Source organism: Rummeliibacillus suwonensis, from assembly GCF_007896435.1.
GTDB classification, from domain to species: domain Bacteria; phylum Bacillota; class Bacilli; order Bacillales_A; family Planococcaceae; genus Rummeliibacillus; species Rummeliibacillus suwonensis.
The window spans coordinates 727,630-754,275 of record NZ_VCBL01000001.1 but is presented as its reverse complement, the minus strand read 5'-3'; the positions used below and the strand labels follow the sequence as shown (position 1 = coordinate 754,275).

Genomic DNA, 26,646 nt, shown 5'->3' with positions numbered 1-26,646 from the left:
ATTTTTGCCTAATTAAGATTTTTCATGAATGATTTCTTATTATATATTTTACCATGCCTATAATAGGAAAGGAAAAGAGTGACCATGAAAAGTCAGATGTTGGTGATAGGATTTAGCTATATTTCTCAAACCGTATATCTGATACCTGTCCTTCTTTTTCCCCTCGAACATCTAGTCTATTCGATCATATTGACGAGTGGTTCTCGATAAATATCTCGATCAAAGTGGTAGGAATATGCCCATTTGCTTTTAGACTTATTTGTTGATGTTTTGAAACTATCAATATTTATTAAGATAACGCTAAAATACATGTTTTTTTAAAGATCATGTCAAATATTTTTCCTGATTTCTGTTTAATCAACATACCTGGGCAAATAGAAAAAGAGAGTGCAAGGATTTTGCAACTCTCTTTTACGATACTAAATTTGAAGGGGGCTTCATCCTTTAGTATAATTTTCTATTTTGAATTTTATATAAACAAATTGTAAAAACATTGTAAATACATCCATTTCATCATACAAAATTTAAAAGATAGTAAAACCCTCCACAAATTTCTAGCCGTTTTTTCGATCAAATATCATCTTATCTAAAGCTCTCTGATCTTACGGCAATATCAACATTATGTTTATCTCTTAAGCTTTTGGAAAAAGAAGTCGCATTGTTGTTCCTTTTCCAACAGTACTTTCAACTTGAATTTTACCGCGATGAGCTTCTACTAAATGCTTCACAATCGCTAAACCTAAACCAGTGCCACCAGAATTGCGGCTTCGATCGCGGTTAACTCGATAAAAACGTTCAAATACACGAGGAATTTCTTCTTCACTTATCCCTATTCCTTCATCTGATATTTCGAGAATAGCAGTTTGATCCTTTTCAAAAAGATGAACAGTAATTTTCGTCTGTTCAGGAGAATAATTAATCGCATTAATCACTAAATTCATGACGATTTGCACTAAACGATTAGGATCACCATTTATATAAACATCTTCATCAATTTTTGCCTCAAACTGTATATGCTTTTTTTCCAGTTTTTGATGTGTCATTTCGATTGTACGAATAATAACATCCCGTAAACTTGTTTTTTCCATATTCACTGTAAAACCTGATTTTTCAATTTTGGATAAATCAAGTAAATCATTGACAAGCATTTGTAAACGATTACTCTCCTTATTCATAATTTTTAAAAACCCTAATAATGTTTCTTGATCTTTATAGGCACCATCCAATAATGTTTCAGAAAAACCTTTTATAGATGTAATGGGTGTTCTAAGCTCATGTGATACGTTTGCCACAAAATCTTTCCGAACTTGTTCAAGCTTTTTAAGTTCAGTGATATCATGCATGACAATGACAATACCAAGCCACAATCCGTGCTCTCCAACTACAGGTGCACCATACACTTCCATATCACGAAATTCCTGTTGAAGCTGAATATGAAGTTGTTTCCTATATGGAACTTCCGTCATAAAAACATAATCTACAAACTCTTCTAATTCATGAGGTAGCCCTAACTCGCGAAATTGCTGTCTTTGTACGTCTTCATAAGATTGATCAAACAGCTCCGTAAATGTACGATTGACAATAGTTATATCTCCTTCTCTACCAATCATGATCAAAGCGCTGCCCATATTTTCAATTAATGTTTTTAAACGTTCTTGTTCGATTTCACGAGTAATCGCCATATCTTGTAAATTTCTAGCAAGAATATTGATGGCTTTACTTAAACGCAATGTAAAAGAACCTGTTACTTCAAAGGCACGTGCACGATAATTTCCTTTTGCTAATTCAAATGCTGTCATCATCATATTATCTATTGGTTGTGATAAGTTTTTAATAAGACGATATGTAACTAAGATTAAAATAATAAATGCCAGCATAAAAATAATTCCAAGTAAAATCCATAACTGTAGTCGAATATCTGATACATCTTGTATTTTCGTATGATCCCCAATAGAGTTTATAATTGCATCCCTTTGTGAATTTGTTAAGGAAAGATGTTGCTGTTCAATCGCATGCGTCACTTTTTCTTTCGATGTCACAATATTCGTTTTTATGGAATCCTGTAGTAATAGCGGGAAAAGCTGACCCAGTATAAATCCTAAGCCAGCTAATGTAATAATATATAATGACCCAAAGGTAAATAATAAACGAAATCGTAGTGATTGCATCAAACTTTTGGCTCCTCAAATTTATAACCTAATCCCCGAATGGTTTTAATAAACTTTGGTTTTCGGCTATTTTCTTCAATTTGATCACGCAAATGACTAATATGAACATCTACTATACGTGTATCGCCCGCAAAATCATAATGCCATACGGCACTTAATAATTGATCACGTGTTAATACACGATTTTTATTTTCTAAAAGGTACAACAGTAATTCAAATTCCTTTGGGGTAAATTCTAATAATTTATCATCCAAAAATGCTTCGAATCGATCTGGATAAACATTTAAAAGACCGATGTGATATGATTTTTCTCCTGAAGATTGTTCTGCTTCTTGAGAATTATTAATGACTTTGGAACGTCTTAAAACCGCTTTAACACGTGCCATTACTTCTCTTGGACTGAATGGCTTTGTCATATAATCATCAGCACCCAACTCTAAGCCAAGTACTTTATCAAACTCATCATCCTTCGCCGTGAGCATAATGATCGGTATATCTAGCTTTTTCATACGTAATTCTTTGCAAACTTCCATACCATCCAATTTTGGCAACATTAAATCCAATAAGATTAAATCAGGTTTTTCTTCTATGGCTTTGTGTAATCCATCCAGACCATCATTAGCTATTATGACATCATAGCCCGCCTGTTTTAAATTGTATTGTAATAAAGTCGCAATTGATACTTCATCTTCCACTACTAAGATTTTGTTTGTCATTTTATGTTCCTCCGCAACTGATTTGAAACCCCCATCTCAAATCTATTTGCCATTAGGTGAATCTATTGGACGAGTAGGTGGGACAGCCACTACTGTGCCCTCTAATACAATCTCTTCGTTACTGTTATTCCCCTCGATTTTTATAATAATTTCACGATTAACAATATCGATATTTTCAACTGTTAATTGAATTTGAACTGTTTCATAATGATACAAAGGCTTTGGATATCGAAATATTTGTTCACGAATATATGCTCCTGCACCAGGTAAATATTTTGAAATAGCTGATGTAACTATTCCAGTTAACATGATTGTAGGTACTACTGGTTTCTCATAAATAGTTTGAGCAGCATAGTCATGTTGTATGTACAAAGGATTATTATCATTTGTTAATCCTAAATACAATAATAAATCCTTATCCTCGATCTTCTCTGTTAACTGAATCGACTCCCCTACTGATAACTCTTCAAGCTGTTTGCCCAGCTTTCCTTTTTTATCAAGTAACACAGGATTCCCCCTTTGAAATCTCCAGTAATTTTATAGTATCAATAATCGTAAGAAAAATCGAGTATGAAAACAAAAAACCGAATAGGCTATACCTACTCGGCTATATTGGCACGAAATATTAAGAAAGAATGGTCATGACATTTTTAACTGCTTCGGCAGATTTATCTAAAGCCGTTTTTTCATCTGCGGTTAAATCTAATTCAATAATTTTTTCTATCCCATTACCACCTAAAACCGTTGGGACACCGAGATAAATACCTTCGTAACCATATTCTCCTTCTAAATAAGCAATTACTGGTAGTATACGACGCTGATCTTTAAGAACGGCTTCCGCCATTTCCACAAGGGATGCCGCTGGAGCATAATAGGCAGAACCATTACCTAGTAGATTAACGATTTCACCACCACCAGTACGAGTACGAGCAACAATTTCATCTAAACGTTCTTTAGCAATTAGCGTTTCTAATGGGATGCCACCAGCATAAGAAAAACGCGTTAGCGGAACCATTGTATCACCGTGGCCACCAAGAACGAAACCTGTTACATCTTTAACCGACAGATTTAGTTCTTCTGCCACAAAAGCACGGAAACGAGCAGTATCAAGGACGCCTGATTGACCGATTACTCGGTTTTTAGGGAACCCTGATTCTTTGTACACTGTATAAGTCATCGCATCAACAGGATTTGTTAATACAATGATAATTGAGTTTGGGGAGTATTTAACAATTTCTCCTGTGATTGATTTCATCACTTTTTGATTAATTTGAACTAAATCATCGCGGCTCATACCAGGTTTTCTGGCAACACCCGCAGTGATGATGACTACATCTGAATCTTTCGTATCTTCATAGTGAGAAGTACCAATAATACGAGAATCGAAACCTTGAACTGGAGCAGCTTCAGCCATATCTAAAGCTTTACCTTTTGTTGGATTTTCTGCTTGCGGAATATCGACTAATACAACATCTCCAAGTTCTTTTTGAGCTAATAAAAATGCACTAGTAGCACCAGTGAAACCAGCGCCGATTACTGAGATTTTTTTACGATTAGATGCCATTATAAACTCTCCCTTTTATTTATAATGTAAAAAGGGAACAGGGATAACACCCCGTTCCCTTTTTCAATCTTTCTAATTAGATTAAAGGTTTTTGATTAACTCATTAGCAAATTCAGAACATTTAACTTCTGTTGCACCATCCATTAGACGAGCAAAGTCATAAGTTACAACTTTAGAAGCAATTGTTTTTTCAACTGAAGCAGTAATGGAATCAGCAGCTTCTTTCCATCCTAAGTGTTCAAGCAAAAGAACGCCTGAAAGAAGAATTGAAGATGGGTTAACTTTGTCTAAACCAGTGTATTTAGGAGCTGTACCATGAGTTGCTTCGAAGATTGCGTGTCCAGTTACATAGTTAATGTTAGCTCCTGGAGCAATACCGATACCACCAACTTGTGCAGCAAGTGCATCTGAGATGTAGTCTCCGTTTAGGTTCATTGTTGCAACAACATCGAATTCTTTTGGACGAGTCAAAATTTGTTGTAAGAAGATATCAGCGATAGAATCTTTAACTAAGATTTTACCAGCAGCTAAAGCGTCCGCTTGAGCTTTGTCAGCTGCTTCTTGACCTTGTTCAGCTTTAATAGCATCATATTGGTTCCAAGTGAAAGTTTGATCAGCGAATTCATTTTCAGCTACAGCATAACCCCAAGCTTTGAATGCACCTTCAGTGAATTTCATAATGTTACCTTTGTGTACTAAAGTAACTGATTTGCGGCCTTCTTTAATTGCATAGTTGATAGCAGCACGCACTAGACGTTCTGTACCTTCTTTAGATACTGGTTTAATACCGATACCAGAAGTTTCTGGGAAACGGATTTTAGTTACGCCCATTTCATTTTGAAGGAAGTTAAGAACTTTTTTCACATCATCTGAACCTTCTTGATATTCGATACCTGCGTAAATATCTTCAGTGTTTTCACGGAAGATTACCATGTCAACATTTTCAGGGTGTTTAACTGGAGAAGGAACACCTTCAAAGTGACGTACTGGACGTAAGCAAACATATAAGTCAAGTTGTTGACGTAATGCTACGTTTAATGAACGAATTCCTCCACCGATTGGTGTTGTAAGAGGTCCTTTAATAGCGATTAAATATTCATTGATTTTGTCTAAAGTTTCTTGTGGTAACCATTCGCCAGTTTTGTCGAATGCTTTTTGACCAGCTAAAACTTCAAGCCATTGAATTTTCTTTTCGCCATTATAAGCTTTTTCTACTGCTGCATCGATTACGCGAGAAGCAGCTGCCCAGATATCAGGGCCAATTCCGTCCCCTTCGATGAATGGAATAACAGGGTTGTTTGGTACTTTAAGTACACCATTTTCTACTATGATTTTCTCGTTAGACATTGGTTTCTTTCCTCCTATATTCATACACGTAGGGCAGAAACTAAAAGTCTGCCCTGCGATATTACCATTATAGCAATTATCTTTCTTCTACTGGTATATATTTTTGCATACCAGGTCCAACATATTCTGCACGTGGACGGATTAAACGGTTATTAGCATATTGTTCTAAGATGTGAGCTACCCAACCAGATACACGTGAAACAGCGAATACTGGAGTGAATAGATCATGTTCAATACCTAGCGAATCGTAAACTGATGCAGAGAAGAAGTCTACGTTTGCTGGTAAATGTTTTTGTTCTTGAATCATATCATGAATTTTAACTGACATTTCGTAAAGTTCTGGTTTACCTTTTAGTTTTGTCAATTTTTCAGACATTAAACGCAAATGTTTTGCACGTGGGTCACCATTACGGTAAACGCGGTGTCCGAAGCCCATGATTTTTTCTTTATGATCTAATTTGTTTTGGATATATGGTTCTACATTATCAACTGAACCAATTTCACTCAACATTTTCATAACTTGTTCATTTGCACCGCCGTGAAGAGGTCCTTTAAGAGCACCGATCGCTGCAGTAACACCTGAATACATATCTGATAATGTTGCAACACATACACGAGCAGTAAATGTAGAAGCATTTAATTCGTGGTCAGCGTGAAGCACTAATGCTTTGTTGAAAGCTTCTTCCTCGAGTGGTTGTGGCACTTCACCATGTAACATATACAAGAAATTAGCTGCATATGACAAATCTTTTTTTGGTGCAACTGGTTCTTTACCAGCGCGGATACGACCAAATGCAGTAACCACTGTTGCTATACGAGCTTGTAATTTGATAGCTTTGCGATAGTTCGCTTCAGTTGACATATCTTCTGCATCTTCATCATATAAACCTAATAGAGATACAGCTGTGCGTAAAGCTGCCATAGGATGAACAGATTGAAGATCGTAAGTTTTGAAGTGGTCCAATACTGCTTGTGGCACTGCCATATTGTCAGCCAATTGTTGTTTTAGCTCTGCTAATTCGTCTGCTTTTGGTAAACGAGTGTGCCATAGTAAGTAAACTACCTCTTCAAAAGATGCGTTTTCTGCTAAATCATCAATGTTATAACCCACATATGTAAGAGTATCATCAATGATTGAACTAATCTTAGTTTCCGCTGCTATAACGCCTTCTAAACCTTTAGTTGTTGCCATTATTCTCGCTCCTTTTTCGATTTCCAATAGCGTTGAAACCAAGTTTCAACTTATCAAAAAAATAGTCAAATCCATATGAACCTATAAGTAAATCGCTTACATTGATATTATAATAAATTTTGACGGCTTTGTGAATGAAAAACCTTCATTTTATGAAAAAACAGCGCTTTCAAGAAAATTTAAGTATTTTATAGAAGATATTAAAATTATTAAGAAAACATAAATTAGCAAAAAAGGAAGTTGGTGACCATATTATAAAATTTCCTGATGAAAATATAAAAAATAATATAAAATTATGGACTTTTATACTTTTTTTAGTTCTTTTCGCTTGGCTCATACTACCTGTAACATTAGCAATCGTTTTAGCTTATTTCCTATCGCCCTTACTTCAATTATTCCATAAGCAATTGAAATTGCCTTCGTTTATAACTGCACTTCTGACTGAATTCATAGTAGTTGCAGGTATAACAGTAGGTTTATTGTTCCTAATTTCAGTATTAATAGATACCCTTCCTGTCCTGAAAGAAAACCTATTAAATGTGTCATCGTTCATCCATGTTCCTGTAGCAATTACTACTCAAATCAGGGATCAACTATTTGAGTTATTCGACATATTGTTATCCAAAATATTTCAATCTATACAAGATATCTTACAGCATTTAGTGGAAGTAACGATATTTATCGTAGCATTTTATTTTTCTCTATATGAAACGAGCAGAAATAAACATTGGTTTTTTGTTTATATTCCTGCTCGTTTTAGAAAGCCTATATATACTATTTTCGAAGAGGCGACAACATTATTTAGTTATTTTATTACAGTTGAAATTCGTCTAGCACTTATTACATTTGGAATGCTATCTATTGGCTTTTATTTTCTAAACTTTTCTCAACCTGTTGGAAAAGCATTACTTGTTTCAGTATGTGATTTTTTACCTTTTTTAGGTATCGGAGTATTTCTAATTCCTATTAGTATTGTATTTATGGCAACCGGAAAAGTTGCAATAGGTATTCAACTGATCGTTTTATATATTGTGATTCAACTGACAAGGCAATTTGCCGAATCCATGATGTGGGCGTCTACCATGCAGATTCGCTCGGTACACGCCTTCATCTTAAGTGCTATTAGTCTATTGCTCTTCGGAGTGGCAGGGATCATTATTAGCCCATTCATATTATTAATCGCCGTGAAATTGCAACGCCATCCTATTTTTGTATCAAAATAATTTGACCATTTTTCATTTTTTTTCGTAGCCAGTAGTATATGGCAGGCTTAAATAATTTTCTGGTTATTGGAATCACCAGTAAAATCCCAATTATATCCGAAATGAATCCTGGAAGAATGAGCACGATAGAGCCGATAAACGTTAATACACCATCGATTATTGCATCTCCAGGTGCTCTTCCCTTTTCAATTTCTCTTTTCAACTGTTGAAAGGCATTCAATCCTTTTGTTTTGGCTAGATATACACCTAGCACACCTGTTCCGACAATCAATAAAAGGGTTGGGATTGCTCCTATCAATTTTCCTGAAAGTAATACAACAGCTATTTCGACAATTGGAACTGCAATTAAAAGCATTAGAAACTTTCTCATTGCCTTCACCTCTTCTTTAGAATACCCAAAGATGTACAATCTATCAAATCCATATGTTTTAGATTATAAAATTCTTGATGATCCGTAATAAATAACACCTGAAACAGCATCCATCGATACTTCTTGATTGTTTTTAATCAGTTTAGTAGCATCCTTTACTCCTACGATTACCGGGATTCCTAGACTTAATCCTACAACCGCAGCATGGCTTGTTAAACCACCCTCTTCGGTAATGAGCCCTGCACATTTCGAAATAGCCGGCATCATATCTCTATCTGATCCAATCGTAACGATAATGCGATCCGTTGTGTCTTGGCTTAATGCTTCTTCTGCATTATGCACGACCAATGCTTTTCCGATAGCAGTGGATTTACCAATGCCTTGTCCTCTTGTTAATACATCACCAATGACATGCAATTTCATCAAGTTCGTTGTACCAGCTTCTCCTACTGGCACACCTGCAGTGATCACTACTAAATCTCCATGTTTTACATAACCACGATCAATACTTTGTTGAACAACTTGTTCTAAAACACCATCTGTCGAAGCAACTTGCGGCGCTACTATTGGTTGGACTCCCCAAACAAGCACTAAATTACGACAAACTTCTTCGGATGAGGTCATCGCAATAATCGGTACACCCGGACGATATTTAGCAATCATTTTCGCTGTATTACCACTTTCTGTTGGAGCTAGTATGGCAGACACTTGGAGGCTTAAAGAAGTGTGTGCAACAGCTTGACTGATGGCTTCTGTCATGTTGCCACCTTTTTCTTTACTACGCTCATTAACAATACGTTTATGGTCTAATGTTTGTTCAATACGTCTTGCAATTTTATCCATTGTTTTAACTGATTCTAATGGATACAGACCTGCTGCTGTCTCTCCTGACAGCATGATCGCATCTGTACCATCTAAGATTGCATTGGCAACATCACTTGCTTCAGCACGAGTTGGACGAGGATTACGCTGCATCGAATCAAGCATTTGAGTAGCTGTGATAACTGGTTTTCCAGCCTTATTACATTTATGGATCAAACTTTTTTGCACAACTGGGACTTCTTCGGCTGGAATTTCCACGCCTAGATCTCCACGAGCAACCATTAGGCCGTCAGATACTTGAATAATTTCATCAATATTATCAACGCCTTCTTGATTTTCAATTTTTGGAATAATATGAATATGAGCTCCTCCATTTTGTTCGAGCAGCTCACGTATTTCCATAACATCTGAGGGACGACGGACAAAAGAAGCTGCAATAAAATCGACTTTTTGCTCAATCCCAAACAAAATATCTTGAGCATCTTTTTCTGTAATCCCTGGAAGTTGGACTGAAACGCCTGGTACATTGACGCCTTTTTTATTTTTTAAGACACCAGCATTGGCAACTGTTGTATGGATAATACCAGCCTGTTGATCAATACCTGTTACATGTAATTCAATTAATCCATCATCTAGTAAAATAACGGAGCCGACTTGAACGTCTTCAATTAATCTCTCATAAGTAATCGAAAATATATTTTTATTTCCAAGAACCTCTGTCATGGAAATATCGATATTTTGACCTGTTACCAGTTCAATTGCTCCATTTTCCATATTATGTGTACGTATTTCAGGTCCTTTTGTATCAAGTAAAATAGCTATTACTTTACCCGTTTTTTTAGCAGCTTCACGAATGGCTTGAATACGTGCTGCATGTTCCTCATGATTACCATGAGAAAAGTTCAATCGCGCAACATTCATCCCAGCTTCGATTAATGACACCAGTATTTCTTGTGATTCACTTGCGGGTCCAATTGTACAGACAATTTTTGTTTTTCTCATCACTACCACTCCAATCCGTTAGATCGATAATTCTTTCGATAATGTATACATTGATAGTTCAGCTTTATGTTCCTTATTGAATGTTTCTTTCAATTCATAGTCTACCACCTCACGATTATGAATGCCAATAGCCACTCCCCCACGGTTTTCCAATAAAGTTTCTACTGCCTTTGCACCGAGTCGGCTAGCAAAAACACGATCTCTAGCAGTTGGGGATCCCCCACGTTGAATATGCCCTAAAACAGATACTCGAGTTTCGATTTCTGCTCTATCTTTAAGCATTTTTGCTAATTCTCCTCCAGACATAACACCTTCAGCTACGATAATAATACTGTGCTTTTTGCCACGTTCATGACCTTGTTTTAATCGCTTGACTAAACCATCAATATCCACAGGAACTTCTGGAATAACGATTGTTTCAGCACCACCTGCTAGTCCTGCCCATAAAGCTAGATCTCCAGCGTCGCGTCCCATGACTTCAATGATAAATGTTCGCTCATGAGAGGTAGCTGTATCACGGATTTTATCAATGCTTTCTATGACTGTGTTTAAAGCTGTATCAAAGCCAATCGTATAGTCTGTACCTGGAATATCATTATCAATCGTTCCAGGAACACCAACGCATGGGAAACCTTTTTCTGTTAAAGCCAGTGCCCCACGATATGAACCATCTCCACCTATGACGACTAATCCTTCAATTCCATGTTTTTTTAATTGTTCAATGGCCTTTTTTTGACCTTGCTCTGTTTTAAATTCGGGACAGCGAGCAGAATATAATATTGTTCCGCCTCTTTGAATAATATCCCCTACATCACCAGCATTTAAATCCTTGATATTTCCTTCGATCAATCCTTGATATCCATGATAAATACCAGCCACTTCTATCCCGTGATAAAGTGCTTTTCTAACCACTGCTCGAACTGCAGCATTCATACCAGGAGCATCTCCACCACTTGTTAATACACCTATTTTTTTCATCTATTTAAACCTCCCGCCAACTCTTCATTTGAACATTTATATTTATACAGATGTATTGATCGTTCAATCCTACTTTTTCTGATCAACACACCAAATTTCATATGTATTGTGTTCAAATGTTTTATCGTCTGAAAGAAAGAGGCTGATTCAAACGATCATCCGTTTAAAACAGCCCTTTAACCTAATATACCATTATTTTAACTTGTCAGACGTCTTTTGAAAATCTTTATCTGAAAAAGTGCCGATTTTTCTAAATTTATGGTAACGTTGCTCTATTAGCTCTTCCTCTGATAAATCTTTTAATTTGTCTAATGAGCTTTGTAAAACATCTTTTAAAAACTGAGCTTGTTTATGAACATCTTTATGGGCTCCACCTAATACTTCTGGAATTATTTCTTCGATTATATTTTCTTCTTTTAAATCTGGAGCTGTAATCCGCATAGCTTCCGCGGCTTTTTGAGCGAGAGCAGCATCTTTCCATAATATCGATGCTGCTCCTTCAGGTGAAATGACAGAATAAGTAGAGTTTTCTAGCATATGTACGTGATTAGCCACACCTAAAGCTAGTGCTCCGCCACTTCCTCCTTCTCCGATTACAATACTGATAATTGGAACCTTTAATCCTGCCATTTCCAATAAGTTTCTTGCAATGGCTTCACTCTGTCCTCGTTCCTCAGCTGCTTTTCCCGGATATGCTCCCTTTGTGTCAATGAAACAAATAATTGGACGTTTGAACTTCTCCGCTTGTTTCATTAAGCGCAAAGCTTTTCTATAGCCTTCAGGGTGAGGCATACCAAAATTACGGCGAATATTTTCTTTCGTATCTTTCCCACGTTGATGACCGATAATGGTGATTGGCGTTCCTTCAAAACAAGCAATTCCACCAACAATCGCTGCATCATCGCCAAAGGTACGATCACCATGCAGCTCGATAAAATCATCAAAAAGCTCATGAATATAATCAAGCGTCGTTGGTCGCTCTGGATGACGTGCAATTTGGACCCGATCCCAGGGTCTCAAATGATGATAAATATCTTTTTCAAGATTTGTAAAACGTTCCTCTAACTGTTCAATCTCTTTTGATAAATCTACCTCAGTATTTGATGTAAATTCTTTTAGTTCTGTAATCTTGGAACGTAGTTGAACAAGTGGCTCTTCAAAAGATAATGTTTTTACCATTAGATTGCCTCCCTTACATGCAATTTCACAATTGTACTAACGGTTTTTCGCATTTCATGTCGCGATACAACAGCATCTAATTGACCATGTTCCAATAAAAATTCAGCTGTTTGGAAATCATTTGGTAATTTTTCTCTTACAGTTTGTTCAATTACGCGACGGCCAGCAAAACCAATCAACGCTTTTGGCTCTGCTAAATTGATATCACCAAGTGAAGCAAAACTTGCAGAGACGCCTCCTGTTGTCGGATGAGTCATAATCGAAATAAATAAATTTCCTTTTGCTCCATGGCGTTCCAATGCAACGCTTGTTTTGGCCATTTGCATTAGTGAAATAACACCTTCTTGCATTCTTGCCCCGCCACTAGCAGTAAAAACAATAAATGGCGCACTAAGCTCTGTGGCTTTCTCTATTGCTCTAGTAATCTTTTCACCAACAACAGATCCCATAGAACCCATACGGAAAAATGAATCCATCACGGCAACAACAACTTGTCTGCCTTCTAATTCTCCGACACCCGTTAAAACAGCTTCATTCAAACCTGTCTTCTGCATATCTGATGTTACTTTTTCAATATATCCTGGAAAATTTAATGGGTTTACTGTTTGTAAATGATCATCTATTGATTGAAATGATCCCTCATCTAAAAAATCATCAATCCGTTCTTTCGCCGTCATTTTGTGATGATATTGACAATTTGGGCAAACCTTTTTATTTTTTTGTAAATCCTTTGTTAACATAACATGATTACATTCTGGACATTTTGTCATAATACCTTCTGGAACACTATGCTGTTCGCGCGTAATCGTGATATTCTTATTAGGTTTATTTTTTTTAAATAAATCTCGAATACTCATAATCATTCTCTCTCCTTATGTAATAACATTGTCCAAAGTTCAAAAGCCTGGATGGCTTCTTCTGTATGTCCAAGCATGATCTCACTGATAAACGTTTGTAGAAATGGCTGTTCTTCTTCTGTAGACAGTCCATTGTAGGGTTCTTTGCCATATTGTTTTAAAAGTATCCAGATTTTAAGCACAAGTCGGTTATTGGACGTGATAATGATTTCTCTCATCAAATCTTCTCGCTCAATACGTCCCTCTATAATTAAATTTGTTAGCAAACTTTCCCATACTGGTAAATTTCGAAGCTTTTCATCCTCCGCGACGATACGAATGGCATCACGTTCTAAAATTTTCCTTGTTTCGTGAACATTTCTTAAGGTTTTTTCTTCCTGTAAGATAAATGTTGATAATACTTCTACTAATTGATGATTACGAAAATCTGCTACAAATGTTCCTCCACCTCTACGAGTTTCGATCAAGCCTAATAACTCTAAACTGCGCAAAGCTTCTCGAATAGAGGACCGTCCTACATTCAACCGCTCAGCCAAAACACGTTCTGATGGGATTTTACCTCCAGGAGGAATTTTCTCATTTTGAATAATTTCACGTAATTCACGTACGATTTGTATAAACATTTTCGAAGCAGGTTTATCTACACCCATAGCCGTCTCCCCAGTGCCCAAATATTCTATAAAAGTGGTCTGACCACTTTTGAACAATTTTATCATACAAAAACTGTTAGCATCTGTAAAGTAAAAAACAAAAAACTGTGCGATAGTCACACAGTTTACTTTAGGATGAAATGGCTGTACATTTTTTTAATATAATTTGAGGGAATCCCTTTCTTACCTCAACAATCCCTTCAATGAATAGCATTTGATCTTCTTTTATCCATTCGATGACTTTTATATATTCTTTCGGGAAAATAGTCACAGAAATACTACCTGTTTCATCTTCCATTTCTATAAAACCCATCAATTCGCCCTTTTTAGTCCTTATCTGTTTAATAGCGGCAATCATTCCAACCATTTTAACATATTGACCGCCTGTCATACGCCGTATAATATCTGCAGTAGTTGACTGGATTTGTTGTTCCTGCTTTACTCTTTGAACTGGATGTGTAGATATATACAATCCCAAAACTTCTTTTTCAAATTGTAATTTTAGCTTTTCTGAAATGGGACTAGCTTTCGCATGCTTCGGTTTGCCAAAGAAAAATGATACATCCTCTAAAAGCTGATCCTCTTCTTCAGGTCGATACAGTTCAGCATGTTTAACAGCAGCATCGATTGTTGCTAAAAGTATCGCACGATCTTTGCCAAATTCGTCGAGTGCCCCTGCCTTAACCAATGGTTCAATCGCTTTATGCGTAAAATGGATCGCTGTTAAATCGATGGCCATATCAAATATGTCTTGCCACCTCTTATGTCCTTCTGTTCTTCGTATTTCCATTACTTTGTTGATAAATGTATGTGGAACACCTTTGATCGCAGATAATGCAAAGCGAATGACACCATTTTGAACACGAAATGATCGTCCACTATCATTGATAGATGGAGGTAAAATAACAACACCTTTTTGTTTGGCTTCATGCAATATTTTATTGAATTTATCTCGATTTCCTATCGTAGAAGTTAATAATGCCGCATAAAAATAAGCTGGAAAATGAGCTTTCAGATAGGCCATTTGATAGGAAATGATACTATATGCAACTGCATGACTTTTGGGAAATCCATAATTTGCAAAACGGATGATCAAATTATAAACATCCACTGCAGTTTTCTCGGAGAATCCATTAGCAACTGAATTATGGACAAAGTGAGTCTTTTCCGAATCAAGAACCTCTTTCTTCTTTTTACTTACTGCTCTGCGAAGAATATCCGCTTCTCCCATCGTAAATCCAGCCATTTTAGAAGCAATCAGCATGATTTGTTCTTGATAGACAATCACCCCATATGTTTCACCTAGGATGGATTCTAAAGCAGGATGTGGCATTTCAACACGTTCTTGTCCATGTTTTCGTCTGCTATAAACAGGGATAAAATCCATTGGCCCAGGACGGTATAAAGCATTCACCGCAACGATATCTTGAAAAACAGTTGGCCGGATCTCACGCAAAGCCTTTTTCATACCTTCCGATTCCAATTGGAAAACACCTATTGTATCGCCATTTTGTAATAATTCAAATGTTTTGGGATCATGTAATGGAATTTTCTCGAATTGCAAGAATCTCTTTTGATCATAGTAAATCATCGAACGAATTCTTTCCAAAATAGTCAAATTACGCAAACCTAAAAAGTCCATTTTTAACAGGCCAACTGATTCAACTTCTTGCATTGGCCATTGTGTTAAATAGAGACCTTCATTGCCCTTTTCGATTGGCGCCACATTAACGATCGGCTCTGGGCATAACACAACTCCTGCTGCATGCGTAGATGCGTTGCGTGGCAATCCTTCTAAATTTAAAGCAACTTGCATCCATTGTCTACGGATTTCACTGGAGTTGATAAATCCTCTTAAAGGCTCAGACTGCGCTATAGCTTCTTTTAATGTTATGCCAGGTTTTCCAGGTATCAGCTTAGAAATATGGGCAAGTTCTTCACTGTCGAATCCAAAAACACGTGCAACATCACGAGCTACAGCCTTCGCTGATAATGTCCCAAATGTGATGATTTGAGATGTGTAATTTGCTCCATACTTATCTGCAACGTATTGAATCACTTCTTGTCTGCGATAATCAGCAAAATCAACATCGATATCAGGTAGTGTAATACGGTCTGGATTTAAAAATCGTTCAAACAGCAAACCATACTGGATGGGATCTACATCCGTAATGCGCAACGTATAAGCGACTAAAGAGCTTGCTGAGGAACCACGACCAGGCCCCGTTAAAATATGTTTACTTCTTGCAAATTGGATATAATCTGCAACGATCAAAAAATAATCTGCATAGCCCATTTTTATAATGATGCCTAACTCATAGGACAATCTTTTATGATATTCTCTTCCTGCATGAGGGACACGTTCTTGCAAGCCAGCCAAACAATTTTTTTGTAAAGCTTTGGCTGTCGTCTCTCCCTCTAGCACAGGGAATTTTGGCATATAAAAGCGATCGTAGTTCAGTTCCACTTGGCATGACAAAAGCATCTCTTCCGTTGCTTGCAGCCATTCTGGATGATCCTCAAACCACTCGCAATAGTTTTGTTCAGAAGGTAAAAACTGTTTGCTCTCCCGAAAAGTGAGTTTGTCCTGATCAGCCAATTTAGAACCCAATGAGATGGCCTTTGCTACCTCATATGTAAAAGCATCCTCTTCCTTCACAAAAGTACTTAAATGGGTAGCACATACTTTTAGTGAATTCTCTAAGCAATAAGCAACTATTACCTCTTCTGCCGGATGCCTAATGCCACCTGGGCGATCAATTCCGATCCATAAGTAACCTCGGTCAAAAATATTCAAAAGTCTTTCTACTGCTTCATAAGAGTTTTCTTGTTGCCATAAATCATTTGTAATCGGTACTAATGCAATACATCCTTTGTGATACCCTTCTAACCAACGAAGTGGTAAAGTTTCATTTTCCCTTAAAGAAATGGATGAAGTCATTTTTAATAGATTTTGATAGCCATCTATATTTTGGGCATATAACACCAATGGCCTAATGTCTTCTTGAGAAAACTCAACTTTGACAGTCAGGCCGACAACAGGGTGAATAGCTGTTTTTTTTAGTGCACGCCAAAAGGGCAATAATCCGTACAATTTTGAATTTGTAATCGCCGCAGCCCTTGCTTTTTCATGTTGAAGGAAGGAAATGAGCTCACTTATGCGAATTGTACTTTTTAGCATGTCCGCAGCTGTCACTATCTGAGAGTAAACAGGTTGCATCATCATCTCTTCCTTTCTTTTTTATGCTTTACATAGTTTTTGTAATTTATCGATCATTTCGTCCGCTTCAGACCACTCAAAGATTTTAGCTCCTGAAGCCATTGGATGTCCGCCACCACGATATTGTTTGGCTAAAGTATTAATAATCGGACCTTTTGAACGTAAGCGAACACGGATCTGATCTTCTTCTTCTACGAACATAGCCCATGCTTTGATGCCTTTGACATCGCCAAGCGATCCAACTAATGCAGATGTATCATTAGCTGTCACTCCAAATTCTTTTAAAAGATTGATAGGTAGTTTAATATAAGCTGCGCCGTTTTCATCAATTGAAAAGTTTTGATAGATATACCCTTGTAAATGCAACAATGATCGATCTAATTCATACATACTATTAAATAGCTCTGTACGATCAAAATCATATTGAATAAGCTCCCCTACTACGTGAAACGTCTTTTCTGTTGTACTAGGGTAAATAAAGCGTCCTGTATCGCCAACGATACCTGCAAATAATAGGCGCGCACCTTTTGCATCCAGTTTCCAACCAGCTATTTCTTGACCTTTCTTAAATAATTCATAAATCATTTCACTACAAGAACTGGCAGAAGTATTAATCCACAATAAATTGCCATATGCATCATCATTAGGATGATGATCTATTTTAATCAAAAAAGCCCCTGTATGATAACGTTGATCATCTACTCGTTCCGTATTGGCAGTATCTGTACAAATAACTAGCGCATTCTGGTATACATCATCTGCAATCACTTCAGGTTTGCCTAAATAGTCAAAAGCCAGATCATGTTCACCAACAGCATATATATTTTTTTCTGGGTAAGTAGCTTGCAGAATTGCTTGTAATCCAAGCTGTGAGCCATATGCATCTGGGTCAGGACGTACATGTCGGTGAATAATGATCGTATCATACGATTGAATCGTTTCAATAATTTTGGTTTTCAAAAAAAAACCTCCTACTAATAAATGGTCTCTCATAAGGAACTCCCTACTTCTTACTATCTTTTTTTAAACATTATCGTTAAAATAAAGACAGATTTGCTTTTTTAGGAGGAGCACCATGAGTAATATCTTAAATATTATTTTAGCATTTTTAATTGTTATTTCATTTGTGTTTTATTTATATTTTAAAACAAAGCAATTCCGCACAACCTTACCGATTCATAAAAAATGGTATGCTAATCGAGCAGGTGTTTCACTTGGCATCTTATTGACCTTATTTGGAATCAACCAAATGATTATATATCATACTACCCTTACATATATAGTCTGCATGATTATGATTCTATTCGGGGTGTATGCCTCTATTAACTATAATAAGCGTGTTCGCCACTATGGTCAGTATATTGCGGAAGAAGAGGAATTGAACAAAAAGTGATGCACAAAAGTGTGCATCACTTTTTGGTTGCATATAAATATATCTATCCGCTAACGTTCAAGTATTTGAAATGTAGCCATTGCTTTCCCAACTAGCATTTCTTCACTAAACACTTCAAAGTCCATTTTTGCAAATTTACGGCTCATATCAAGTATTTGTGGTTTTACGATAACCATCGTTTCCATTTGAATAGGTTTGATAAAGTAAATAGCCATATTCTCTAATACGCTTTCTCCACGTTTCACCTTTTTCAACATAAAGGAGCCTGATTCAACCACTAAAGTCATAAATGCCCCATATGAAATAGCACCAAATTGATTAGTCATTTGTGGTGTTACGGAGAATTTAACAGTATTTTCCTCATCCTCTGAATCAATGGATATTTCATTTTTCACCAAATCATCAATCGTTTCTCCATGTTGTGGTTGTCTTTGCGCCATTTGCAATGCCTTTAAAACATCTTGACGACTAACAACGCCTTGTAAAACCCCATGCTCGTCCGCAACCGGCAAAAGATCAATACCTTCCCAAATCATTCTATGCCCCGCAGTAGCTACACTTGTTTTTAATGTTACAGTAATTGGGTTGCGTGTCATCAATCGATCGATATGATCACTATCCAACTTACCGATCAGGTCACGAGCTGTAACAATTCCAACGATTTTCCCATGCTTATCTACAACAGGATATCCACCATGATTTGTCTTAGAATTGAGTAGATTATAATCTTTTACAGTGTCTGTTGATCTTAAATAAGATGTATTTTTAATCGGAATGACAATATCTTCAATTAACAAAATCTCTTTTTTGATCAATTGGTCATAAATAGCACGGTTGATCATCGTCGCAACTGTAAACGTATCATAACTTGTTGAAATAATAGGAAGCTCTAGCTGATCTGCTAATTTCTTTGTTTCATCGGTCGTATCAAATCCACCTGTAATTAAAACAGCAGCTCCTGCTTTTAGAGCATACTCATGTGTCCGTTCCCGATTTCCTACGATTAGTAGACTCCCTGCATCTGTATAACGCATCATATCTTCTAATTTCATCGCACCAATAACAAATTTCGTTAACGTTTTGTGCAGACCACTTTTGCCACCTAATACTTGACCTTCAACAATATTAACAATCTCTGCAAATGTAAGTCTTTCGATATTTTCTTTTTTCTTTTTTTCGATACGAATTGTCCCTACACGTTCGATCGTACTAACTAATCTTCTCGTTTCAGCCTCTTTAATTGCGCGATAAGCTGTGCCTTCACTAACGGACATCTCTTTAGCAATTTGACGAACTGAAATTTTATCTCCTACTGGTAATGATTCAATATATTGAAGAATCTTTTCATGTTTTGTAGCCAAAAAATCACCTATTTTCCAACATCATTCTTGGCTTAAGTGTAACATAATTTGACCATTTTCTTTAATAATTTAACCTTCGAAATCAAGATTATTATATATAATTCAATTAAATGTCAAATTTATCTCCAGGTTTCATCACTTGAACAGTAGTATTCGACACCATTTCGGCAAATTCTTCAGGATCTTGCTCGATAACCGGAAATGTATTGTAATGGATAGGTACGACCTCTTTTGGTTTCAAAAATTGGGCAGCTCTAGCAGCATCTTCTGGCCCCATCGTAAAATTATCGCCGATTGGCAAAAATGCAACATCGATTGGATGGTTTTCACCGATTAGTTTCATATCTGAGAATAGTGCCGTATCTCCTGCGTGATAAATTGTTTTTCCCTCCACAAATAGAAGAATTCCTGCAGGCATGCCTGTATAAATAATTTGTTGATCATCCGTTACATAAGATGAACCATGGAAGGCCTGTGTGAATTTTACTTTACCAAAATCAAATTGATGTGCCCCTCCTATATGCATAGGGTGCGTTTTAATGCCTTGCCAAGAAAGATACACAGCTAACTCATTTGGAGCAATCACCAAAGCCCCAGATTGTTTTGCAATTTCAATGGTATCGCCGACATGATCATTATGACCATGCGTTAGCAAAATAATATCTGGCTTCTGTTCTTCCACCTTTAAATCTGTCAAACTGTTACCTGTAATAAAAGGATCCATTAAAATTGTGTAGCCATTCGTTTCAACTTTCACAATAGAATGTCCATGATAAGAAATTTGCATGATGTATCATCCTTTCAATATATAGCTTCACTATATTTCAATTCGTTATTGATACATATTTTCCTCTTTTTTGGTAGACTATAGTTGAAAAGAGTTACTTAAATTGAAATTAGTTTTCTATCATTATTTCAAGAGCTCTAATATTTCTAAGGAGGATTCTTATGAACAAGGTTCAATTGATTCAAAATTATTTACAAGAAAACAACATCGATGCAGCATTTATTACAACACCTGATAACGTATTTTATCTCTCAGGTTTTAGTAGTGATCCTCATGAGCGTCTTCTTGGCGTAATGGTATTTAAAAATGCACAACCATTTATGATTTGTCCTAAAATGGAAGTTCCTGATGCAAAATCCGCTGGCTGGTCATACGAAGTGGTAGGTCATGATGATACGGAAAATGCATGGGAAATTTTCCATAACACTGCTGAAACTCGTAATGTTCCATTAAATACAATTGCTATTGAAAAAAATCATTTAACCGTTGAACGTTTAGAGTCTTTACAAGCATTTTATCCAGCAACTAACTTCGTTGCTATAGACGAACAACTCAACAATATGCGTTTAGTCAAATCGAAAGATGAATTAGAAAAACTACGTGAAGCAGCTAAACTAGCTGACTATGCTATTGAAGTTGGCTGTCATGAACTAGCAGAAGGCAAAACTGAAATTGAAGTATTGTCTACTATCGAAGCAGCAATGAAAGAAAAAGGCGTCTACATGTCATTCGACACAATGGTACTTACTGGATTAAACGCCGCTTCTCCACATGGAACACCAGGAACTCAAAAGATCCAAAAAGGCGATTTAGTACTATTCGATCTTGGCGTGATTTATGAAGGTTACTGCTCAGACATTACTCGTACAGTAGCATTTGGTGAACCTTCCGAAGCACAAAAAACTGTCTATGAAGCTGTCAAAAATGCGAATGAAGCCGCAATTGCTGCTGTTAAGCCAGGTGTACGAGCTATGGATTTAGATAAAATTGCTCGTGATGTTATTCGTGAAGCTGGCTATGGTGAATATTTCACCCACCGTCTTGGTCATGGTCTTGGAATATCCGTACATGAATTTCCATCTGTACATGGTGCAAACGAAATTGCCATCAAAGAAGGAATGGTCTTTACCATCGAACCAGGTATCTACAAAGGCGATACAGCGGGTGTCCGTATTGAAGACGATGTCTATGTAACGGCTGATGGCGTAGAAGTTTTAACAAGCTTCCCCAAAGAATTGCAAATCATTCAACCAAAATAAGAGGAATTATTTTTAGATAAAAAAGAGGGACTCGAAAATCGTTGTATAAACGATCGTTGAGTCACCTCTTTATTTTTTGTTAAGATTTCATTTCATTATAATAGTGAATCAGCTGGAACATATGGATAGTTCAACGCTTCCGCTACAGCTTCAAACGTAACATTGCCATCCAATGTATTGATTCCTTTTTTCAATGCCTCGTTTGTTAAGCATGCACGTCTATAGCCTTTATTGGCAATTTCTAATGCATAAGGAACTGTATTATTGGTTAAAGCGATCGTTGATGTACGAGGCACAGCACCTGGCATGTTTGCTACTGCATAGTGGACGACACCATGCTTGATAAATGTTGGATTATCATGTGTTGTGATATGATCAGATGTTTCAAAAATACCACCTTGGTCAATAGCAATATCTACCACTACAGAACCTGGAGACATAGACTCGATCATTTCTTCAGTTACTAGTTTTGGCGCTTTTGCTCCTGGAATTAGTACAGCTCCAATGACTAAATCAGAATGTTTTACGGATTCAGCAATATTATATGGATTAGACATTAATGTTTGTATATCATTTCCAAATTGATCTTCTAATTGACGTAAGCGTTCAGGATTTAAATCGATGATCGTTACTTCGGCACCCATACCAATTGCCACTTTTGCAGCATTAGTACCTGCCATACCTCCGCCGATAATCGTTACTTTAGCACGTGGTACCCCAGACACGCCACCAAGTAAAATTCCTTTTCCGCCTTCTTGTCTTTCTAAATATTGCGCACCAATTTGCGTAGCCATACGTCCTGCTACTTCGCTCATTGGCGTTAATAATGGTAATGAACGATTTGGTAATTGCACCGTTTCATATGCAATGGCTACTACTTTTTTATCAAGTAGCGCTTGAGTTAACTCAGGTTCAGGAGCTAAATGTAAATAAGTGAAAAGAATTTGACCTTCATAAAAGTAATCATACTCTGGAGATATTGGTTCTTTCACCTTCATGACCATTTCTTGCTTCCAAGCTTCTTGCGCTGTTGGAACAATATGCGCTCCTGCTGCTTGATAATCTTCGTCTGTGAAGCCTGAACCTAATCCTGCCCCTGTTTCAATAAATACCTCATGACCAAACGTCGCTAAGTTTACAACTCCAGCTGGTGTCATAGCCACACGGTTTTCATTGTTTTTAATCTCCTTTGGAATACCAATCTTCATACTCCATCCTCCTCATGTGTAAAAAATATCGATTGTTTTTTATGTATAAAGTTGTATACCCACATAAAAACAAGTTCATTGTATCAGATTTCTATAATATTTTGTTGATAATTTTGAAAATTATTTTTTGAAAGCACTATCAAAAAGAGAAAACAAATTTCCTGTAAAATGCACACATAAGTCTGAATATTAATGTTCATATCGATGGAATATATTTGTTTTTTCAGACGTATTGATGATTAGGCAGAAATCAGCAAATATCTTTGACATAATTCGATGAGACTAATTCAATTTCCCACGGGAAAAGCGAGCAAGCCGCAGCGGAAAACAACGAATTCTTCCTATCTTTATGGATAAAATCGGATAATTAACACACCTGATTTTTTATCTATATTTAGTATTAATTGATTAAATCCATACCTAGTGAAAAATCTATGAAATTGATTTGATTCTATTATTTCCATAGTTGAATCAATTTTATAAATCATTTTCTTCTTAAAAAATACGAACATTTAATAATAGCTAATTTTATAGTTGTGGAGCGGAAGACGGCGACTCCTCGAAAATGCATGCGCATTTCCTTCGTGCGGTGTGAGTTCAAGGAGGCTTATTCAAAGTCCTACGGGAAAAGCTTGAGCGGAAAGCCCCGCAGGAACGTTTTAAGGGACAAAGCCTAAGTTCGCCACGTCCTGTGGCAACGGCTTCGGGGTCAACATCGTGTCGACCCGAGGAGATTGAAGCCAAGCCCGTGGAAAGCGCCGTCTGGAGCGGAACATAATTTCTGAATATTAATACTCATATAGATGTAAAATGTTCGCATTTCTTATCTGAATTTTGCATTATAAAATTGATTAAATCCACGTCTGGTGAAAATAGCTTTATGAGATTGATTCGATTTTATTATTTCCATAGTTATATTATATTTTACGAAATTTTGAATTTGGAAATTTAGGGAGAGTATTTCTAAAAGAAGGATGTTATAATAGAAACATAAAAAAGGAGGAATCCATTATGGCATTAAATTATAAAAACATCGTTGTAGCAGTAGATGGTTCAAAAGAAGCTGAATACGCATTCAAAAAGGCTGTTGCTATAGCAAATCGTAACGAAGCAGCTCTATACTTAGTCAATATTATTGATACTCGTTCTTTTGCGGCAATTGAAGCTTATGATCGTTCCATTCAAGAACGCGCTCAAGAATTCGCGGAAGAATTATTAGAAGGCTACAAAAAAGAAGCTGAAACTTCAGGTGTTAAAGATGTAAACGTATTAATTGAATACGGTTCTCCAAAAACAATCATCACAAGAGAAGTTTCTAGCAAAGTTAACGCAGATTTAATCATCTGTGGTGCTACTGGTCTTAATGCTGTAGAAAGATTCTTAATCGGTAGTGTATCTGAAAATATTGTACGCTCTGCAAAATGCGATGTACTTGTTGTTCGTACAGATTCAGCTGCCAAAGAAAAATAATTTGAACAAAACTGTTTGAAAAATAACAAAAGGTGCTATTCAGTGTCAATCTGAATAGTACCTTTTTTAATGATGGATTCTATTTTAAGCAAGACGCTGTCATGTTACATTTCGAAACCTATATAACATGCTCTGTAAGCTTTCGAAAGCCCATCCTGAGTTATGTTGATAAACCTTATTTTTGTTCTTTCTTCCATTTTTGAACTTTAGCAAAGAATAGTTCTAATGCTTTTATATTTTTTAAATTGGGGACCTTTGCCAATAATACTTCTTTTACAGGTTTACCTGTATCATTTTTCTTTTGCAGTATAAATAAGCACTTTGCATGTGCTTTACTTTTGAAAAGTTCATCTGGCAATTGCACAACTGCTTGAATCCAAGCTTTTGAAGTAATAAATTTATTTAATATGGAAGACTGTTCAGATTCGAATATATGGCTTGGTACTAGGAAGAAAAGATATCCTCCATCTTTTACATATTTTAATGATTGCTCGATAAATAAATGATGAGCATATGTCATTCCTTCTGGTGCTGTCACCTCATAATCTTTTGCGACTTCATCGTTGGGATAATAGCCAACAGGAAGATCACATATAACGGCATCTACAGGATCAATGATTAAGTTCTCTAGTGCATCCTGACGATATAAAGAAACGGATCGCTTTTCTAATTCTGCAGATGCCGCTGCAAGTTGTATCAATAAGTCATCAATTTCTACACCAATGCCTTCTATTTTATCTCCCACTAAGCCCATTACAGTTAATAGCAAATTACCAGTTCCGATCGCTGGATCTAATACAGTAATTTTTCTATTGGATGTCAACTCTTTTTCATAAAACTGTTCTACAAAATATCCTAATAGCAGCCCAAGTGAATCAGGAGTCATTTGGTGATTTGGCTGTGTGCTTTGATGCATACCCTTTAATAGGACTAGCTGTATCGCTTTACGAATTTCTTCTTTAGAAGGTTCAAGATCAGCGGGTTTTATCTCACCCTCTAGCCATGTGTTTAGCGTTTCAAGAACACCCTCTAAATAAGTCATCTCATGCTCTTTCGCGGTATTTTCTGTGTATTCATCTATAAATGAAAATAGTTTTTCAATCGTTTCCATTTTCTTCTCCCTCAAAATGGAAACCCACTCAAACTAACGAGTGGGTTTCAACTTGTTTCTTTATTTCTTCCTATCAATTACGCCCAGCGTAATGGTATCCAGATTTTTCGAACTTACTCGAAAAGCTCCTTTTCAAAATCCGTGATATTCGCCAACGGAGGCTCTGTCTCGATTCGGCGACCATTTGTACCTCTAAATAGAAAATACGACATTTATCTCGCCACCTATAAGAGAGATGGGCTGAATCAATATAAAACTCACTTATTTTGTCAGTGATTTTACAGCAGCTATGGCACTATCATAGTCCGGATGATTGGTACCTTCTGATACGTATTCTACATAAGAAACCTTTCCTTCTTTATCGACAACAAAGATGGAACGAGCTAATAAACGCAATTCTTTCATATGAACACCGTATGCATCACCAAAAGATAAATCACGATGATCGGATAAAGTATGGACGTTTTGGATACCATTTGCACCGCACCAACGTTTTTGAGCAAATGGAAGGTCACAAGAGATCGTTAAGATAACTACATCTTCACCTAATCCTGCTGCTTCTTCATTAAAACGACGAGTTTGTGCATCACATACACCTGTATCTAATGATGGAACAACACTGATTAAAACAGTTTGACCTGCAAAATCTGATAAATGTTTTTCTGTAAGATCTGTTGATAACACTGTGAAGTCAGGTGCTTTGTCACCTACTTTAATTTCTGGTCCTACTAATGTTACTGGTTTGTTAATAAATGTTACCTGTACCATT

23 protein-coding genes are annotated in these 26,646 nt (G+C 36.5%); 4 read left to right on the top strand and 19 right to left on the bottom strand.

The window, feature by feature from the left end; all coding sequences use genetic code 11:
• Window positions 1-632: 632 nt before the first annotated feature.
• The 6 genes from pnpS to citZ all read right to left on the bottom strand — a co-directional run bounded on the left by pnpS (window position 633) and on the right by citZ (window position 6,987).
• Window positions 633-2,168: a two-component system histidine kinase PnpS gene (gene pnpS, locus FEU33_RS03495; protein WP_146549891.1), complete on the bottom strand. Its 1,536-nt coding sequence runs from the start codon at window positions 2,166-2,168 to the stop codon at window positions 633-635.
• Complete coding sequence (locus FEU33_RS03490) at window positions 2,168-2,884, bottom strand: response regulator transcription factor (protein ID WP_146548035.1); 717 nt, start codon at window positions 2,882-2,884, stop codon at window positions 2,168-2,170. Before FEU33_RS03490 ends, pnpS begins: the two co-directional genes overlap by 1 nt.
• 42 nt (window positions 2,885-2,926) lie before the next feature.
• Window positions 2,927-3,391: a MaoC/PaaZ C-terminal domain-containing protein gene (locus FEU33_RS03485; protein ID WP_146548034.1), complete on the bottom strand. Its 465-nt coding sequence runs from the start codon at window positions 3,389-3,391 to the stop codon at window positions 2,927-2,929.
• A gap of 118 nt (window positions 3,392-3,509) precedes the next feature.
• Window positions 3,510-4,448 (bottom strand): malate dehydrogenase, encoded by a 939-nt coding sequence (gene mdh, locus FEU33_RS03480; protein WP_146548033.1) that lies wholly within the window; start codon window positions 4,446-4,448, stop codon window positions 3,510-3,512.
• 81 nt (window positions 4,449-4,529) lie between these two features.
• Window positions 4,530-5,795 carry an NADP-dependent isocitrate dehydrogenase gene (gene icd / locus FEU33_RS03475; RefSeq protein ID WP_146548032.1) on the bottom strand — a complete coding sequence of 422 codons (1,266 nt, stop codon included), beginning with the start codon at window positions 5,793-5,795 and terminating at the stop codon, window positions 4,530-4,532.
• 76 nt (window positions 5,796-5,871) lie between these two features.
• On the bottom strand, window positions 5,872-6,987 hold the full coding sequence (gene citZ, locus FEU33_RS03470; protein ID WP_146548031.1) for a citrate synthase: 1,116 nt from the start codon (window positions 6,985-6,987) through the stop codon (window positions 5,872-5,874).
• A 197-nt stretch (window positions 6,988-7,184) separates the two neighbouring features.
• Here citZ and FEU33_RS03465 point away from each other — a divergent pair, with 197 nt between their 5' ends.
• Window positions 7,185-8,210 carry an AI-2E family transporter gene (locus FEU33_RS03465; RefSeq protein WP_146548030.1) on the top strand — a complete coding sequence of 342 codons (1,026 nt, stop codon included), beginning with the start codon at window positions 7,185-7,187 and terminating at the stop codon, window positions 8,208-8,210.
• On the opposite strand, the gene FEU33_RS03460 is transcribed toward FEU33_RS03465, so the two are convergent.
• From FEU33_RS03460 to FEU33_RS03425, 8 genes are all read right to left on the bottom strand, one after another.
• Complete coding sequence (locus FEU33_RS03460; RefSeq protein ID WP_146548029.1) at window positions 8,191-8,580, bottom strand: FxsA family protein; 390 nt, start codon at window positions 8,578-8,580, stop codon at window positions 8,191-8,193. The genes FEU33_RS03465 and FEU33_RS03460 overlap by 20 nt on opposite strands.
• 63 nt (window positions 8,581-8,643) lie before the next feature.
• Complete coding sequence (pyk, locus tag FEU33_RS03455) at window positions 8,644-10,404, bottom strand: pyruvate kinase (RefSeq protein ID WP_146548028.1); 1,761 nt, start codon at window positions 10,402-10,404, stop codon at window positions 8,644-8,646.
• Between the two features lie 18 nt (window positions 10,405-10,422).
• Entirely contained in the window at window positions 10,423-11,382 is a 960-nt protein-coding gene (gene pfkA, locus FEU33_RS03450; protein ID WP_146548027.1) for a 6-phosphofructokinase, read from the bottom strand.
• A 192-nt stretch (window positions 11,383-11,574) separates the two neighbouring features.
• A complete protein-coding gene (accA, locus tag FEU33_RS03445; RefSeq protein ID WP_146548026.1) occupies window positions 11,575-12,561 on the bottom strand; it encodes an acetyl-CoA carboxylase carboxyl transferase subunit alpha in 987 nt (328 codons plus the stop codon).
• Window positions 12,561-13,418: an acetyl-CoA carboxylase, carboxyltransferase subunit beta gene (accD, locus tag FEU33_RS03440; protein WP_146548025.1), complete on the bottom strand. Its 858-nt coding sequence runs from the start codon at window positions 13,416-13,418 to the stop codon at window positions 12,561-12,563. Before accD ends, accA begins: the two co-directional genes overlap by 1 nt.
• Window positions 13,419-13,420: 2 nt before the next feature.
• A complete protein-coding gene (locus FEU33_RS03435; RefSeq protein ID WP_146548024.1) occupies window positions 13,421-14,068 on the bottom strand; it encodes a FadR/GntR family transcriptional regulator in 648 nt (215 codons plus the stop codon).
• A 130-nt stretch (window positions 14,069-14,198) separates the two neighbouring features.
• Entirely contained in the window at window positions 14,199-17,288 is a 3,090-nt protein-coding gene (gene dnaE / locus FEU33_RS03430; protein WP_146549890.1) for a DNA polymerase III subunit alpha, read from the bottom strand.
• 21 nt (window positions 17,289-17,309) lie between these two features.
• Window positions 17,310-18,248 carry a DHH family phosphoesterase gene (locus tag FEU33_RS03425; RefSeq protein ID WP_146548023.1) on the bottom strand — a complete coding sequence of 313 codons (939 nt, stop codon included), beginning with the start codon at window positions 18,246-18,248 and terminating at the stop codon, window positions 17,310-17,312.
• Between the two features lie 115 nt (window positions 18,249-18,363).
• Here FEU33_RS03425 and FEU33_RS03420 point away from each other — a divergent pair, with 115 nt between their 5' ends.
• Window positions 18,364-18,681 carry a YtpI family protein gene (locus tag FEU33_RS03420; RefSeq protein ID WP_146548022.1) on the top strand — a complete coding sequence of 106 codons (318 nt, stop codon included), beginning with the start codon at window positions 18,364-18,366 and terminating at the stop codon, window positions 18,679-18,681.
• 50 nt (window positions 18,682-18,731) lie between these two features.
• Here FEU33_RS03420 and FEU33_RS03415 read toward each other — a convergent pair whose 3' ends face one another.
• The gene (locus FEU33_RS03415) at window positions 18,732-20,042 is read right to left on the bottom strand and encodes a DRTGG domain-containing protein (protein ID WP_146548021.1); all 1,311 of its coding nucleotides are present in this window, start codon (window positions 20,040-20,042) and stop codon (window positions 18,732-18,734) included.
• Between the two features lie 106 nt (window positions 20,043-20,148).
• Window positions 20,149-20,829, bottom strand: a complete 681-nt coding sequence (locus FEU33_RS03410) for a metal-dependent hydrolase (protein WP_146548020.1) — start codon at window positions 20,827-20,829, stop codon at window positions 20,149-20,151.
• Between the two features lie 161 nt (window positions 20,830-20,990).
• Between FEU33_RS03410 and FEU33_RS03405 the strand changes: the two genes are divergently transcribed.
• Window positions 20,991-22,088 (top strand): M24 family metallopeptidase, encoded by a 1,098-nt coding sequence (locus FEU33_RS03405; RefSeq protein WP_146548019.1) that lies wholly within the window; start codon window positions 20,991-20,993, stop codon window positions 22,086-22,088.
• 95 nt (window positions 22,089-22,183) lie between these two features.
• Here the strand turns inward: FEU33_RS03405 and ald are convergent, their stop codons facing one another.
• Complete coding sequence (ald, locus tag FEU33_RS03400; protein ID WP_146548018.1) at window positions 22,184-23,296, bottom strand: alanine dehydrogenase; 1,113 nt, start codon at window positions 23,294-23,296, stop codon at window positions 22,184-22,186.
• Between the two features lie 1,011 nt (window positions 23,297-24,307).
• Between ald and FEU33_RS03395 the strand changes: the two genes are divergently transcribed.
• Window positions 24,308-24,766 (top strand): universal stress protein, encoded by a 459-nt coding sequence (locus FEU33_RS03395; RefSeq protein ID WP_146548017.1) that lies wholly within the window; start codon window positions 24,308-24,310, stop codon window positions 24,764-24,766.
• Between the two features lie 175 nt (window positions 24,767-24,941).
• On the opposite strand, the gene FEU33_RS03390 is transcribed toward FEU33_RS03395, so the two are convergent.
• Together FEU33_RS03390 and tpx are read right to left on the bottom strand one after the other, a co-directional pair.
• On the bottom strand, window positions 24,942-25,877 hold the full coding sequence (locus FEU33_RS03390; RefSeq protein ID WP_146548016.1) for a class I SAM-dependent methyltransferase: 936 nt from the start codon (window positions 25,875-25,877) through the stop codon (window positions 24,942-24,944).
• A gap of 261 nt (window positions 25,878-26,138) precedes the next feature.
• Entirely contained in the window at window positions 26,139-26,645 is a 507-nt protein-coding gene (gene tpx / locus FEU33_RS03385; protein ID WP_146548015.1) for a thiol peroxidase, read from the bottom strand.
• Window position 26,646 lies beyond the last annotated feature (1 nt).

What these genes read in the sequence shown, in the direction of transcription:
- pnpS (WP_146549891.1), bottom strand. Translation starts at nt 2,168, where the DNA reads ATGCAATCACTACGATTTCGTTTATTATTTACCTTTGGGTCATTATAT.
- FEU33_RS03490 (WP_146548035.1), bottom strand. Translation starts at nt 2,884, where the DNA reads ATGACAAACAAAATCTTAGTAGTGGAAGATGAAGTATCAATTGCGACT.
- mdh (WP_146548033.1), bottom strand. Translation starts at nt 4,448, where the DNA reads ATGGCATCTAATCGTAAAAAAATCTCAGTAATCGGCGCTGGTTTCACT.
- icd (WP_146548032.1), bottom strand. Translation starts at nt 5,795, where the DNA reads ATGTCTAACGAGAAAATCATAGTAGAAAATGGTGTACTTAAAGTACCA.
- citZ (WP_146548031.1), bottom strand. Translation starts at nt 6,987, where the DNA reads ATGGCAACAACTAAAGGTTTAGAAGGCGTTATAGCAGCGGAAACTAAG.
- FEU33_RS03460 (WP_146548029.1), bottom strand. Translation starts at nt 8,580, where the DNA reads ATGAGAAAGTTTCTAATGCTTTTAATTGCAGTTCCAATTGTCGAAATA.
- pyk (WP_146548028.1), bottom strand. Translation starts at nt 10,404, where the DNA reads ATGAGAAAAACAAAAATTGTCTGTACAATTGGACCCGCAAGTGAATCA.
- pfkA (WP_146548027.1), bottom strand. Translation starts at nt 11,382, where the DNA reads ATGAAAAAAATAGGTGTATTAACAAGTGGTGGAGATGCTCCTGGTATG.
- accA (WP_146548026.1), bottom strand. Translation starts at nt 12,561, where the DNA reads ATGGTAAAAACATTATCTTTTGAAGAGCCACTTGTTCAACTACGTTCC.
- accD (WP_146548025.1), bottom strand. Translation starts at nt 13,418, where the DNA reads ATGAGTATTCGAGATTTATTTAAAAAAAATAAACCTAATAAGAATATC.
- FEU33_RS03435 (WP_146548024.1), bottom strand. Translation starts at nt 14,068, where the DNA reads ATGGGTGTAGATAAACCTGCTTCGAAAATGTTTATACAAATCGTACGT.
- dnaE (WP_146549890.1), bottom strand. Translation starts at nt 17,288, where the DNA reads ATGCAACCTGTTTACTCTCAGATAGTGACAGCTGCGGACATGCTAAAA.
- FEU33_RS03420 (WP_146548022.1), top strand. Translation starts at nt 18,364, where the DNA reads ATGAGTAATATCTTAAATATTATTTTAGCATTTTTAATTGTTATTTCA.
- FEU33_RS03410 (WP_146548020.1), bottom strand. Translation starts at nt 20,829, where the DNA reads ATGCAAATTTCTTATCATGGACATTCTATTGTGAAAGTTGAAACGAAT.
- FEU33_RS03405 (WP_146548019.1), top strand. Translation starts at nt 20,991, where the DNA reads ATGAACAAGGTTCAATTGATTCAAAATTATTTACAAGAAAACAACATC.
- ald (WP_146548018.1), bottom strand. Translation starts at nt 23,296, where the DNA reads ATGAAGATTGGTATTCCAAAGGAGATTAAAAACAATGAAAACCGTGTG.
- FEU33_RS03395 (WP_146548017.1), top strand. Translation starts at nt 24,308, where the DNA reads ATGGCATTAAATTATAAAAACATCGTTGTAGCAGTAGATGGTTCAAAA.
- FEU33_RS03390 (WP_146548016.1), bottom strand. Translation starts at nt 25,877, where the DNA reads ATGGAAACGATTGAAAAACTATTTTCATTTATAGATGAATACACAGAA.
- tpx (WP_146548015.1), bottom strand. Translation starts at nt 26,645, where the DNA reads ATGGTACAGGTAACATTTATTAACAAACCAGTAACATTAGTAGGACCA.